We start from the raw sequence: 14142 nt of genomic DNA, 5'->3' as shown, positions 1-14142 counted from the left end.
TATAATTTCACAAAAAATTAGGAAAAATATGAAAAGAATTTTACTAACTAATGATGATGGATATGAAAGTAAAGGCTTGATAAAACTAGCCAAAATGCTCAAAAAACATTTTAAGGCTGAAATTACCATAGTTGCTCCAGCAAATGAAAAATCAGCTTGTTCGCATTCTATAACTCTAACAAAACCTTTACGATTTCAAAAAGTAAAAAAAAGATTTTACAAGCTTGAAGATGGCACACCAGCAGATTGTGTGTATTTAGCTTTACATGCTTTATATAAAAACCACCTTCCAGATCTTATCATCAGTGGTATAAACAAAGGTGCAAATGTAGGAGAAGATATCACTTATTCAGGAACTTGTGCAGGTGCTATGGAAGCGGTATTGCATGGCATTCCTGCTATTGCTTTATCACAATTTTATCAAGATGATCAAAAAGAATTAAATTTCAAACTCGCTCTTAATATAACCAAAAAAATCGTAAAAAAAATTTTAAAAAAAGGGTTTCCTTTAGACAAAAAAGAATTTTTAAATATCAATTTTCCATCTTCAAAAACTAACTTCAAAGGTGTAAAAATTTGCAAAGCAGGTAAAAGAATTTATAGCTATGAAGCTCACTCTAATATCAACCCAAGAGGTGTTGAGTATTATTGGTTAGCTGCTGCTAATCTTGATCATGAAGATGAAAAAAAATCAGACATTGCACTTTTAAAACAAGGTTATGCTACCATAACACCTATAATGCTTGATTTAACAGCTTATAAACAAATGAAAAATCTCAAAAGATGGATAAAAAATGGATAGATACACTCGTATAAAATGGCTTATAAATGAAGAAAATTTTAAAAAAATCCAAAATACCAAAGTTTTAGTTTGCGGACTTGGTGGAGTTGGTGGAATTTGTGTTGATACGCTTTTTAGAAGTGGCTTTAAAGATTTGACACTAATAGATGCTGACAAATTTGAAACAACAAATCAAAACCGCCAACTTCATAGCGAAAATATAGACGAAGAAAAAGCTAAAGTCTTTGAAAAAATTTATAATGCAAAAGGCATAGTAAGCAAAATAGATGATGAGTTTTTAAAAACTTTTGATTTAAAAAATTTTGATCTTATCATAGATGCAATCGATGATATACCTGCTAAAGTTGCTTTGGTGAATAAAATAGACTTTAAAAAACAAATTTTTATCTCATCAACAGGCGGAGCAAGAAAACTTGATCCAACTCGCATAAAAACCACAAGTATATTTAAAACTTACGGAGATGCATTAGCAAAAAAATTCCGTTATGAGCTTAGAAAATCAGGCTTTAAAGGAAATTTTGATGTAGTATTTTCAGATGAAGAAGCTCATTGTAAAGATCTTGGCTCATTTATGGGTGTGACAGCCTCTTTTGGACTTGCTTTAGCTTCTTTAGCTTTAAGGAAAGTGATTGAGAAAAAAAATGCCTAAAGAATTTTATAAATTCAGAGCTTTGCAAGAATACAAAGGTCAATATATCTTACCAAAAAAGTGGAGGAAATTTTTACAAAAAATTGTCTTTACGCACCTAGTTTTGAAAAGCTTAACGACATAGAAGAAGGTTTATTTTATCACAAAGGAATTTCTAAAAGCGAACTTGAAGATATAAAAAATCTCAAAGAAACAAAACATATTTGCTCTTTTAGTTCTACTCAACTCAAAGATTATGAAAAGCTTATGTGGGCTCATTATGCAAACGGATCTAAAGGAATAAAAATCAAATTTTTACTTACAAATGATACGGCAAAGAAAGTGACATACAAAAAAGAAAATAATAAAGAACAAATATACAATAACCCTTATAGAGGTAAAAAATGATTTAAATACGATATTATCTACCAAACATAAATGCTGGGAATATGAAAAAGAATACAGAGTTATTTCAAATAAAAAATATATTCCCATTACGATAATAGAGGTTACTTTCGGAAAAAATATCCGATACAATGATGTAAAAAATATTGCTGAAAAAATTATAAAAATAAACCAAGATTTAAAAGATAAAAATTTATTATTATCCAAGCAAATATGAAAAAAAATTAATTTTTTTGACACATAAAAAATAAAGGATGATAAGTCAAGGTGTTTTGAAATTCTTTTTCATAGTTTTTTAAAAATACCTTGCTTATAAAAAATTTATCACTCAAAGCATTCACCCCGCTTAATTTCAAATGCCTAAAAAGCTCTAAAGTATGATCAAATTTTAGATTTATTAAATCTTCATTTGCTTTTATAATTTTAAATTTTTTTGAAAGTTTTTGGCAAATTTGCTCTAAATTAAAATAATCTAGTGATAAATTTGTGCTTTGCTTAATTTGAGTGAAATTTTTTTCTCCAAAGGTAGAAAAAAGTAAAATTCCATTTTTATTTAGCATATTTGCAAGATTATCCAAAGCATTATCGATATTTAGCCACTGCATACAAGCATTTGAAGCAATAAGATCAAATTTTTTATTATAAAAATGATGACTTTTAAGTTCATTCATATCAAAAACACCAAATTCATTGTATTTACAAGGATTTTCAAAATAAAAATAATCATTTAAAAAATATTTTTTAAATTGTATATTTTCTTGCAAAATTTGGCTAAAAACTCCCACCCCACAACCAAATTCAAAGACTTCATTAAAATAGCTACATTCATACTCTATAAGCATTTTACAAAGCTCTTTAGCCATAAATTTTTGTACAGGAGTATTTGCACTATAAGTATTTTTGGCTTTTAAGAAAGTTCGCAAAGCTCTTCCCAAGTATTAAAATCAAAAAATACAAAATGCGGAGCATTTAAAATACAAGTTTTTCCTTTAAAAAATTTCAAACTATTTGCAAAAGGAAAAATTCTATCATTTTTACTCAAAAAAGCCTTATCCCAAATAAAATTTTCATTTAAATCCTTGGTGCAAAAATCATACAAAAAATTTAACTCATTTTTCAAATAAAGCTTATCATTAAAGAAAAAATTTTCACTTAAATTTAATTTTTCTTCAAATATATTTCGTTTGAAATTTTCTAAATCAAATCTTTTCATCGTAAGTTTAAAAATGGCTTTTTTAATTCCAAATTCATCATCTATAGGTAAATTTGTGCCATTTATGGCTATTTTTTTATAAAAATTTATATCTTTTAAAATTTTACTTGCCACACAAACCCCCATAGAAAAGCCAACAAGAGTAATTTTTTCAAATTTATGAAGATCAAATTCCCAATCAAAACTCGTATAATCATACACCATTAAAACATTTACATCACTTTTTAAATGTGTAAAATGGCTAAAATGTGAGCAAAAACCTGAAAAAAATAAAATCAATTCAGATGAATTTGCATTTTCATGTAAAAAATGAGTTTTCAAAGTATCTCCAAAATCTTTTCTAAGTCTTTTTTCACTAAACCAGCATGTAAAGAAAAGCGAATTCTAGCTGTATTTTTAGCCACGGTTGGCTCTTTAATAGCAGGTACAAAAATACCATTTTCTAAAAGCTTTTTTGAAATTTCACTAGCTAGTGCATTTTGCCCTAAAATAAAAGATATCACATAAGCCTCGCCTAAAACTGCACCTTTACTTGCTAAAGCATTTTTAAACCAAGTGCTTAACTCTAAAAGCTTTTTTCTTTGAGCATTAAATTCATGCAAATGCTTAAAAACATGCAAAGTCCAAGCTACATTGATAGGCGCAATAGCAGTTGAGTATATAAAAGCTCTTGCTTTGTTGATAAAAAAATCTTTTTCATTACTTATCATGCAAGCTCCCATAGAAGCTATAGCTTTACCAAAGGTAAAAACTAAAAAATCCACTTCCTTTTCTAAGCCCAAAAATTTCACATAACCCAAACCATCATCACTAAAACACCCTATGCTATGGGCTTCATCAATGTAAATTTTGATATTTTTAAATTCTTTTTTTAAATTTATGAATTCTTTTATAGGTGCAAAATCTCCATCCATACTAAATAGCGCTTCACTTACGATGATAATATTTTCAAATTCTTTATAATGCTTTTGCACTAAACTTTGCAAATGCTTTATATCATTGTGCTTAAATCTTATAAATTTAGCCCCACCAAGTCTTAAACCATCGATGATACTTGCATGCACTTGCTTATCTGCTAAAAATAAAGTATTTTTAATGCTTGCTAAAGCTTGCAAACAGCTAACATTTAGGGCATAGCCATTGTTAAAGTGTAAGATTTTTCTGCCTAACTTAGCTTCTAAAAAGCTTTCAAATTCATCAAAAATCTCATAATTTCCACTCAAGCTTCTTGAACTTGAACTAGAAAATTCAAATTCTTTTAAATGCGTTAAAAAATCTTGCTTTAATGCTTTTTCATTGCTTAAATTTAAATAATCATTACTCGCTAAATTTAGCAATTTTTGCCCATTATAAATGACATATTTATCCAAATGCTTTAACGAGCGTAAAATTCTAAAATTATCTTGTTGTTTTAATGCATTTAAAATTTGTGCAATATGCATTATTGTTTAAGCCTTGCGTAGTTTTGACAGCCTTCATCATTTTTTAAATCGCAAGCCTTGCCAAAATATTCTAAAGCCTTAGAAAGATTCTTTCTAACACCATCTCCGTTTTCATACATAATCCCGAGATTATTACAACCGCTACCATTATTTAAATCACAAGCTTGCTGAAAGTATTTTAAAGCTGTTGGGTAATCACCACTCTCATAAGCTTTAAATCCTTTTACAAATAAATCCTCTTGCGAATATGCAAAATTTAAAAATAAAATCACTAAGATAATCAAAACTTTTTTCATACTTTACCTTTAAATTTAAGATAAAAAACTAATTATATAAATATTTTACAAATAATCCTTTTTCATTTTATAGCGTCAATTTGGGTAAAAATTGTAGTATCATTAGTGATAAAAATTAAAGAAGTAAAGATGGACTTAAAAAAACTAGACTTAAAACACATTTGGCATCCTTGCACGCAAATGAGCGATCATGAGTTTTTACCGCTTATACCTATAAAAAGGGCTAAGGGAGTGTATTTGTATGATTTTGATGAAAAATCCTACATAGACTGCATTAGCTCTTGGTGGGTGAATATCTTTGGTCATTGTAATGAGTATATCAATGAAAAAATCAAAGATCAGCTTCAAAATTTAGAGCATGTCTTGCTTGCGGGTTTTTCACATGAGCCTATCATAAAGCTTTCGCAAAGACTTTGTGAGCTTTTGCCTTTTGATAAATGCTTTTTTGCAGACAATGGTAGTTCAGCCATAGAAGTGGCTTTAAAAATGAGCTTTCAATACCACTTAAACAATGGCTCTAAAAAAGATAAATTCTTATCACTTAGCAATTCTTACCATGGAGAAACCTTAGGCGCATTAAGCGTTGGCGATGTAGCACTTTATAAAAAAACCTATGAGCCTTTACTTTTAAAAAGTATCACAACGCCTGTGCCAACAAGCAAGGACTATACAAAAGAGCTTGAAATTTTAGAAAGTATTTTAAAAAATCATCATCATGAAATTTGTGCTTTTATACTTGAGCCTTTACTTCAATGTGCGGGAAATATGCATATGTATGAGCTTGGGTATTTAAATGAAGCTATAAAATTAGCTAAAAATTATGGCGTGCAAGTGATATTTGATGAGATAGCCACAGGTTTTGGGCGAACAGGAGAAATGTTTGCACTTGATTATTGCTCACAAAGCATTGATTATATATGTCTTTCTAAGGGTATTACTGGTGGGTATTTGCCACTTTCAGTGGTGCTTACTAAAGATGAAATTTATGAGAAATTTTATGATAGCTATGAAAGCCAAAAGGCCTTTTTACACTCTCACTCTTACACGGGTAATGCCCTAGCTTGTGCAGCGGCTAATGCGACTTTGGATATTTTTGAAAATGAAAATATCATCGCAAAAAATAAAATCAAAAGTGCTTTTATAAAAACACAATGGGAGAGCTTAAAAGAATTTGATTTTTTAGGAAATTTTAGAAATTTAGGCATGGTAAGTGCATTTGACATACAAAAAAGCAAATACCAAAGAGCAGGACTTAAAGTCTTTCAAAGAGCCTTAGAAAAAGGCTTACTTCTAAGACCGCTTGGAAATACAATTTACTTCATGCCACCATATGTTATAAATGAAGAGGAAATTGCTTATGTAGTGCAATCTTTAAGAGAGATTTTTAAGGAGTTTTGAAAGTTTTTCGCACACTTTATCATCAAATTCTATGATGGGAATTTTAGCGTAATTGCTTATAAAATCCTTGCTAAAAGTATCTTGGGTTTTTAAGATTAAAGCAAGGATTTTAATATCTCTTTGTTTTAGAGCTTGTATGCTTAAAAGAGTGTGATTTATACTTCCTAGATAATCTTTTGCGACTAAAATAGTAGGGTGCTTAAACGCACTCATATAATCAATCATCGTTTTTTCATCATCAATTGGCGAAAAAAGCCCACCGGCTAGCTCTATGATGAGTTTATCACTTTGTGGAATTTTTATATCAAAAGCTTTGTAAGTTAAATTTTCCAAAACTCTTCCCTTATGTGGTGAAGCAGGAGTTTTTAAAAATACACCTTCTTTAAAAATCTTAGTTTTTGGACTAAACTTAGCCACCACATCATTATCTTTTGGCACACCTGCTTGGATAAGCTTAAAATAATCAAAGCCAAATTCCTTACAAATTCTAGCACTTAGATAAGTTTTACCAACATCTGTGTCTATACCACTTATATATATTTTCATATTAAGAAAGAAGCTTTAAACCAATAGTGCAAGCAATGATAAGTGCGATCAAAAATAATTTTAAAAAACTTTTATTTTCTTTATAAAAAACCACTCCTATTATGACCCCACCAGCTGTGCCAGCACCCGTCCATATAGAGTAAGCCACACTCATGGCAATACTTTGCATACTAAGACTTAAAAATCCAAATGAAAAAGCAAAACACACTATCAAGGCTAAAAGATAAAGCTTGTTTTTTGTAATCACGAGCTGTTTCATTATAATCACGCCAAAAATTTCAAAAGCGGTAGCCAAAAATAAAAAAAACCATTCCATTATTTAACTTCCTTGCTAACGAGTTTTAATCCTATGATACTCAAAAGCAAAATCGCAATCAAAGTTAATTTTAAATTTGAAGTAGGTTCGTTAAATACAAACATTTCATTTAGCACCACTCCAACCGTACCAATACCTACAAAAACACTATAAGCTATACTCACTTCAAGCCTTTCACAAGCTTTTAAAAAACAAGTAAAAGATATACAAACTCCAATAGCAGTTAAAACATAATGCCAAAATTCCACAGAATACTTTAATCCACTCACCCAAAAACACTCTACAACACCACCTAAAATCACTAAAAACCAAGCAAAATTTACATTCATTATAATCCTTAAAATCAAAAGTGCAAATTATATCAAAAAATTTAATTTTTAAATCTTGCATAATTTTCATAACTTAATTTATTTTAAAATTACAAACTTTGTAAAAAAATAAATAATTTTATGTTTAAGCAAATACTACGCTTATACAATAACTAACGCAATCTAATCTTTTTCGTGCCTCTTAATTTAAAAATTTTAGAGGCACTCATCTCAAAAAACACCTCATCTACTACTATATCGCAATTTTGCATAGCCCAAATACGATTGAATTTTTTTCCATGCTTATTTGCAGAAGTAGAATAAAGCCAGTCAAATTTTTTTAAAAATTGCTCATGTGGATGATCTTTGACTACTCTAATGGCTTTTTTATTTGGATATATAAAGGTAGTTTTTTTGCTTTTTCTAATGGTATTTTTAAAGTGCTTTGGAATTCTTGTGAGTTTTTGAAGCTCACTAAATTTAGCTGTTGTGATTAAGCAAGGTTTATTTAAACTCCTTTTTTTGAGTGAATTTAAACTTTTTAAATCCTTACTTAAAAATCCTGCTGTTGTATCAGTTTGCGCTAGATAGATCATCCTTTTAAGTATTCTTGCAAACTTTTAATCTCAAGACAAGTTTTATTTTGTATAGCTTTAATCGCTTTAGCACCTGCATAAGCTGCTCTTAAATTTGTAAAATAAGGCGTTTTAAAGCGTAAGATATTTGCTCTTATTTTTTTCGTATCATCTTTAAAGCTATTTTCATCACTTGTATTTATAGCTAGATGAATTTGTGAATTTTTGATTTTATCCTCCACATTAGGACGACCTTCTGAAATTTTATGCACAAATTCACACTCTAAACCTGCTTCTTGTAAAATTTTATAAGTCCCGCTTGTAGCTATGATCTTAAATCCTAGTTTAATATACTCATTTGCAAGTTTTACGGCGTGTTTTTTGTCTTTTTCTCTTAAAGATAAAAATACATTCCCACTTTCTGGCAAGAAATTCGAAGAAGAAATTTGACTTTTAGCATAAGAATTGGCAAAATCCTTACTCACACCCATCACCTCTCCAGTTGAACGCATTTCAGGCCCTAGCTCAAGATCGCTTCCACTAAGTTTTGCAAAAGGAAAAACCACAGCTTTTATACTGATGTGTTTTGATTTTTTAGCTCTTAAAATGCCATTGTTTTCTTCTACCACTTTAAAAGTGTCATAAAAATTTAAACTTTCTCTTAAATTTCCTTGCCACATCACACGCGTAGCAACTTTAGCCAAAGGAATACCTGTAGCCTTACTCACAAAAGGCACAGTTCTACTTGCTCTTGGATTTACCTCTATCATATAAAGTTTATTTGCATGGATAGCAAATTGTATATTTAAAAGCCCTATAACACCTAAATTTAAAGCTATTTCTTTAGTTTTTTGTTCTATTAAATCAAGCATTGATTCGCTGATATTTAAAGTAGGTAAAGAGCAAGCACTATCTCCTGAGTGAATTCCTGCTTCTTCAATATGCTCCATAATACCTGCTATATAAACATCTTTACCATCACTAATTGCATCTACATCAAGCTCAGTTGCATCATCCAAAAACTGATCAATCAAAACAGGACTTTTATCACTAACATTCACAGCTTCTTGCATGTAAATTCTAAGCTCATCTTCATTATACACTACACGCATAGCACGACCACCTAAAACATAGCTTGGCCTAACAAGCACAGGATAACCTATCTCATTTGCTTTTTTAAGAGCTTCTTCCACACTTATGGCTGTACCATTTTGAGGTTGATTGATCCCTAAATCATCTATAAATTTAGCAAATTTCTTTCTATCTTCAGCTAGATCTATCACTCTTGCACTTGTACCTATAATCTTAGCACCAAAAATACTTAATCGCTTTGCAAATTTAAGTGGAGTTTGACCTCCAAAATGCACTATCACTCCATCTGGTTTTTCTTTATCAATCACAGCTCTTAAATGCTCAAAATCAATCGGTTCAAAATACAAAACATCGCTTGTATCATAATCAGTTGAAACAGTTTCTGGGTTACAATTATACATAATAGTCTTTACACCCATATCTTTAAGTGCAAAAGAAGCATGCACACAAGCATAATCAAACTCTATACCTTGCCCTATGCGATTAGGACCACCACCGATGATCATCACTTTTTTTTCTTTTTTATCTTTATTTTCTTTAATTTGTGTAGCTTCATTTACATTAATACTTGAGTATAAATAAGGCGTTAAAGCTTCAAATTCACCCGCACAAGTATCTACTTCGCTATATGTAGCTATGATTTTATGCTTGATTCTTGCATAATAAATATCATTTTGACTTAACTCTAAATTATCTTTTTGATTGACCAAATAAGCGATTTTTTTATCTGAAAATCCTAAATTCTTAGCTTTTCTTAGCAAATGCTTATCGTTTAAAATATCCATATCAATTTTTTCTTCAAAATTGACAATTTCTTGAATTTGATGTAAAAACCAAGGATCTATTTTGCAAAGCTCATGAATTTCTTCGATGCTACAGCCTTCTCTAAAAGCTTGAGCTATATAAAGCAAGCGTTTTTCGTTAGCGTTTCTAATATTTGCTAAAAGATCATTCTTATCGCATTTTATGATATCAAAACCACTTAAATTTCTCTCAAGTGAGCATAAAGCTTTTTGGATGCTTTCTTTAAAAGTCCTACCTATAGCCATCACTTCACCCACACTTTTCATAGCTGTACCAAGTTCTGTATTTGCAGATGGAAATTTTTCAAAAGTAAAGCGAGGAATCTTAGTAACTATATAATCTACCACTGGTTCAAAAGATGCTGGAGTACCTGTAATATCATTTTTAATCTCATCTAAACTAAAACCAACGGCTAAAAGAGTAGCTATTTTTGCGATAGGATAACCTGTGGCTTTACTTGCTAGAGCTGAAGATCTTGAAACCCTAGGATTCATTTCTATAACTATCATTCTACCATTACTAGGATTTACTGCAAATTGGACATTTGAGCCACCTGTATCCACACCAATTTCCCTTAAAATGGCAAAAGATGCATTTCTCATAGCCTGATATTCTTTATCAGTTAAAGTTAAAGCTGGAGCTATGGTTATGCTATCTCCTGTATGAACCCCCATAGGATCGATATTTTCTATAGAACAAACAATGATGCAATTGTCATTTTTATCTCTAATAACCTCCATTTCGTATTCTTTCCAACCAAGCAAACTTTCTTCAATTAAAATTTCATGGATTGGACTTAGAGCTAAAGCTGCATTTGCAAGTTCTTTAAATTCATCCATATTATAGACTACGCCACTTCCTGCACCACCTAAGGTAAAAGAAGCTCTTATCATCAAAGGAAAACCTATAGTTTCAACAGCTTTTAAAGCTTCATCATAATTATATGCATACATAGATTTTGGTAAATCCATACCAATTTTTTTCATACATTCTCTAAAAATTTGTCTATCTTCGCCTTTTTTTATAGCTTGTGGATTAGCACCTAAAAATTTAACATCACCCAAAAGCCCACTTTCATAGACTTCCATAGCAACATTTAAAGCAACTTGTCCTCCCATGGTAGGCAAAATTGCATCAATTTTTTCTTTTTCTATAATGCTTAAAATGCTTTCTTTTGTGATTGGTTCTATATAAGTTGCATCAGCAAATTCTGGATCTGTCATGATAGTAGCTGGATTTGAATTGATTAAAACCACTCTATAACCAAGATCTTTTAAGGTTTTAGCTGCTTGAGTCCCTGAATAATCAAATTCACATGCTTGACCTATGATTATAGGACCACTGCCTATTAATAATATATTATTTATATCTGTTCTTTTTGGCATTAAATTTTCCTAAGCTGATTTTTTAGTTTGATTATAACAAAGATTAGCTTTTATAAAAGTTGAATTAAAAAAGAATTTAGCCCTTAAAGAGCTAAAAATATTTATTGGCGTTTTCCAAAAGTGATAGCATAAGCTTCATTTCTCACATCAAATAAAGGATCTTTTGGAGGATTAACTCCTTGTGGAATATCTGAAGGAAAATATACATCAAAATTACAATCTTCTTGACTTAAAGCATTAACTTTAAAACTTCCAACAAAACTTTCTTTATGCTTACCTTTCCATAAAGCTGTGGTATCATTAGTGATGTCATCTTTATTTGCATAAATAAGATACATTTTGTATTCTATTGGTTGGGTTTTTATGCGATTTTCAAAGTCTTCTTTTAAAAAATCTTTACTAGCAGTTTTCATTTCATTTTCATCTAAATATTTAACCCCATCAACTGGAACAAGTTTCCATCTTGCTGGTATGAAATTATCACCATTTGCTTGTTTAAAATAAAAAGTGTGGATACTGAAAAATGGTGTATTTGCTACACTTTTACTAATACCAATTTTATCTGTATATGCAGCAAAATTTTTATAAGAATCAACTTCTTGTGTCATTTTTTTGATTTTTTCTTGATCAACTTTTCCATTTATAGGCAATCTCATTTCAAAAAATTGTCCAAATTCAGTAGGATTTTTTGCAAAATTGATTTCAGTGTTAAGCATTACCATAGTCCAAGTTGATGATGATTTTGGATCTTCAATTCTTATGGCCATTCCTCTAGTTTTACTTTTATCATCTTTAAAAGCTCCACCCAAAGAATATCTTACTTGTATTGGTAAATTTTTTTGTGTTAGCAAAGGAATATCGATTTCTTTATTAATTGATTGAGCTGGCTCAAAACTTCCCATAGCACAAAAACCCTTAGCATGATTAACTTTTGCTTTGGGGTTATTGGGGTCAGCATTTAATTGATAAAAAATATCTGCTATTTTTTGTGCATCATATTTTATCTCATCTGCATACATAGCCCCGCTTAAACAGCAAAAAGCTAAACAACTAGTGATATATTTTTTCATATATTCTCCTAAAAACTAAATTTAGGAGAATATCTTAATATTTAATAGTAAATGATAATTTATATTAATAAATATAAATAATTTTTTATTAAAAATTTTCTACCATATAAAAATAACTAGGAACTTTAATTTGTGCATAAGGCTTCACATAAGCGTTTTGATAAGCACCTTCTTCTTCTACCTTAAACACTTCTCCAACTGGAACACCTGAAAAGAAAATTTCATCCAATCCACTAGTATAGACTTTATCATTGATTTTAATCTCAAGCCATTTTGGTATAAATTTTACCAATACATAATCATTTCTTCCATGTGCTATGCCTGGAGCTTGATCTTTTCCTATATATACCGAAAAAGTGCATTCTTCATCTCCTTGTAAAAGAGCTAGTGCTTTTCCATTTTTTTCTATAACAATACCTGCAGTATAGCCATTATAAATCAACCCCTTGATTTTTCCTTTATAATCTAAAATATCAAGCCACACTTTATTATAATCACTAATTTGCACATAAGATACAGCTTTTACCAAACTAACATTAGGATAATAAAAACTAGAATTTTTATCGCTTAAAATATTATTTAGCTCATTGGCAAAATTTTTCATATAAATGTTGTTTTTTTCAAGCTCTAAATTTCTTTCCCTTAAATTTTTAATTTCTTGAGCTTGATTAAAATGTTCATCAAATTTATGTTTAACAAAAGCAATACTTTGAGAAAATTTATCAACTGCTACTGTGTTTAAATTTAAGACATTTCGTTTTATTACATCTCCATAATAAAACGAAATAAAAACTAAAAAAGATAAAATAAGAACGCTAAGAATTTTACTCTTCATTGGTTAGCTGATGCAATAAAGAAATTTCTTCTAAAGCTTTACCTGTGCCTTTTGCAACAGCCAATAAAGGCTCATCTGCCACATAAACTGGAAGTTTAACTACTTCTGAAAGATATTTATCAAGACCGCGTATTAATGCCCCTCCTCCTGTTAAAACAACGCCATTTTCAACAATATCTGCTGCAAGATCTGGTGGCATCATTTCAAGAACTATTTTTAAAGCATCTGCAATTTCTTTTAAATGCTCGCGCATAGCTTCTCTTACATCTTCACTAGTAAGTTCAATTCTATTTAATAAACCTGTCACTTGATCGCGTCCTTTTACCACCATAGAAAGCTCTTTTGGAAGCTGCACTGCAGAACCTATAGCTATTTTTATCTCCTCACCTGTTCTCTCACCTATAACAAGATTATATTTTTCTTTTACATAATTTACTATACTAGTATCAAATTTATCTCCTGCGGTGCGGATTGATTTAGAAATTACAAGACCGCCTAAAGAAGTTACACCAATTTCAGTTGTACCACCACCAATATCAACAACTAAGCTTCCCTGTGGTTCTCTAACTGGCAAATTTGCACCTATTGCAGCAGCCATTGGTTCTTCTATCAAAAACACTTCTCTAGCACCAGCACTTAAAGCACTTTCTCTTACTGCTTTTCTTTCCACTTGAGTTAAGCCATAAGGGACAGAAATAATAATCCTAGGTCTTAAAAAAGACTTTCTTCTGTGGGTCTTTTCTATAAAATAACGAATCATTTTTTCAGTCATATCAAAATCAGCTATAACCCCATCTTTCATAGGACGAATCGCTTCTATATTACCCGGAGTTTTACCAACCATTTCTTTAGCTTCTTTACCTACTGCTAAAATTTTTACTCTTCCATATCTTTCACGCTCAACCGCAACCACAGAAGGCTCATCAATTACTATACCCTTATCTTTAACTAAAACTAAAGTATTCGCTGTACCCAAATCTATACCCATATCACTTGAAAAAAATCCAATTATTTGATCTAAAATCAT

At 30.3% G+C, this 14142-nt stretch carries 16 protein-coding genes; 4 read left to right on the top strand and 12 right to left on the bottom strand.

What is annotated here, in order from left to right:
- Positions 1 to 28: 28 nt before the first annotated feature.
- From surE to FPD38_RS05425, 3 genes are read left to right on the top strand one after another with little or no spacing between them, the layout of a single operon-like run.
- Positions 29 to 802, top strand: a complete 774-nt coding sequence (gene surE / locus FPD38_RS05435; protein ID WP_147555725.1) for a 5'/3'-nucleotidase SurE — start codon at positions 29 to 31, stop codon at positions 800 to 802.
- Positions 795 to 1451 carry a ThiF family adenylyltransferase gene (locus FPD38_RS05430; protein WP_147555724.1) on the top strand — a complete coding sequence of 219 codons (657 nt, stop codon included), beginning with the start codon at positions 795 to 797 and terminating at the stop codon, positions 1449 to 1451. The genes surE and FPD38_RS05430 overlap by 8 nt, the downstream gene beginning before the upstream one ends.
- 60 nt (positions 1452 to 1511) lie before the next feature.
- Positions 1512 to 1838 (top strand): hypothetical protein, encoded by a 327-nt coding sequence (locus tag FPD38_RS05425; protein ID WP_147555723.1) that lies wholly within the window; start codon positions 1512 to 1514, stop codon positions 1836 to 1838.
- Between the two features lie 221 nt (positions 1839 to 2059).
- Here FPD38_RS05425 and FPD38_RS05420 read toward each other — a convergent pair whose 3' ends face one another.
- The 4 genes from FPD38_RS05420 to FPD38_RS05405 are packed head-to-tail and all read right to left on the bottom strand — an operon-like array spanning position 2060 to position 4786.
- The gene (locus tag FPD38_RS05420; protein ID WP_261798302.1) at positions 2060 to 2758 is read right to left on the bottom strand and encodes a methyltransferase domain-containing protein; all 699 of its coding nucleotides are present in this window, start codon (positions 2756 to 2758) and stop codon (positions 2060 to 2062) included.
- Positions 2743 to 3369 (bottom strand): pimeloyl-ACP methyl esterase BioG family protein, encoded by a 627-nt coding sequence (locus FPD38_RS05415; protein ID WP_147555722.1) that lies wholly within the window; start codon positions 3367 to 3369, stop codon positions 2743 to 2745. The genes FPD38_RS05420 and FPD38_RS05415 overlap by 16 nt, the downstream gene beginning before the upstream one ends.
- Entirely contained in the window at positions 3366 to 4490 is a 1125-nt protein-coding gene (locus FPD38_RS05410; protein WP_147555721.1) for an aminotransferase class I/II-fold pyridoxal phosphate-dependent enzyme, read from the bottom strand. Before FPD38_RS05410 ends, FPD38_RS05415 begins: the two co-directional genes overlap by 4 nt.
- Entirely contained in the window at positions 4490 to 4786 is a 297-nt protein-coding gene (locus FPD38_RS05405; RefSeq protein ID WP_147555720.1) for a tetratricopeptide repeat protein, read from the bottom strand. Before FPD38_RS05405 ends, FPD38_RS05410 begins: the two co-directional genes overlap by 1 nt.
- Before the next feature lie 129 nt (positions 4787 to 4915).
- Here FPD38_RS05405 and FPD38_RS05400 point away from each other — a divergent pair, with 129 nt between their 5' ends.
- Positions 4916 to 6184: an adenosylmethionine--8-amino-7-oxononanoate transaminase gene (locus FPD38_RS05400; RefSeq protein WP_147555719.1), complete on the top strand. Its 1269-nt coding sequence runs from the start codon at positions 4916 to 4918 to the stop codon at positions 6182 to 6184.
- Here FPD38_RS05400 and bioD read toward each other — a convergent pair.
- From bioD to FPD38_RS05360, 8 genes are all read right to left on the bottom strand, one after another.
- Positions 6158 to 6730, bottom strand: a complete 573-nt coding sequence (gene bioD / locus FPD38_RS05395; RefSeq protein ID WP_147555718.1) for a dethiobiotin synthase — start codon at positions 6728 to 6730, stop codon at positions 6158 to 6160. The genes FPD38_RS05400 and bioD overlap by 27 nt on opposite strands.
- Before the next feature lies 1 nt (position 6731).
- On the bottom strand, positions 6732 to 7046 hold the full coding sequence (locus FPD38_RS05390) for a DMT family transporter (RefSeq protein WP_147555717.1): 315 nt from the start codon (positions 7044 to 7046) through the stop codon (positions 6732 to 6734).
- Complete coding sequence (locus tag FPD38_RS05385) at positions 7046 to 7375, bottom strand: DMT family transporter (protein ID WP_147555716.1); 330 nt, start codon at positions 7373 to 7375, stop codon at positions 7046 to 7048. The genes FPD38_RS05390 and FPD38_RS05385 overlap by 1 nt, the downstream gene beginning before the upstream one ends.
- A gap of 152 nt (positions 7376 to 7527) precedes the next feature.
- Complete coding sequence (locus FPD38_RS05380) at positions 7528 to 7950, bottom strand: Sua5/YciO/YrdC/YwlC family protein (RefSeq protein WP_147555715.1); 423 nt, start codon at positions 7948 to 7950, stop codon at positions 7528 to 7530.
- Positions 7947 to 11210: a carbamoyl-phosphate synthase large subunit gene (gene carB / locus FPD38_RS05375; protein WP_147555714.1), complete on the bottom strand. Its 3264-nt coding sequence runs from the start codon at positions 11208 to 11210 to the stop codon at positions 7947 to 7949. The genes FPD38_RS05380 and carB overlap by 4 nt, the downstream gene beginning before the upstream one ends.
- Positions 11211 to 11311: 101 nt before the next feature.
- Positions 11312 to 12280: a catalase gene (locus FPD38_RS05370; RefSeq protein WP_147555713.1), complete on the bottom strand. Its 969-nt coding sequence runs from the start codon at positions 12278 to 12280 to the stop codon at positions 11312 to 11314.
- Between the two features lie 88 nt (positions 12281 to 12368).
- Positions 12369 to 13115, bottom strand: coding sequence for a rod shape-determining protein MreC (mreC, locus tag FPD38_RS05365; RefSeq protein ID WP_147555712.1), 747 nt, complete (start codon positions 13113 to 13115; stop codon positions 12369 to 12371).
- Complete coding sequence (locus FPD38_RS05360; protein ID WP_147555711.1) at positions 13105 to 14142, bottom strand: rod shape-determining protein; 1038 nt, start codon at positions 14140 to 14142, stop codon at positions 13105 to 13107. The genes mreC and FPD38_RS05360 overlap by 11 nt, the downstream gene beginning before the upstream one ends.

This window comes from Campylobacter volucris (genome assembly GCF_008011665.1).
Classification (GTDB): domain Bacteria; phylum Campylobacterota; class Campylobacteria; order Campylobacterales; family Campylobacteraceae; genus Campylobacter_D; species Campylobacter_D volucris_A.
This window is presented reverse-complemented; position numbering and strand designations above follow the sequence as displayed.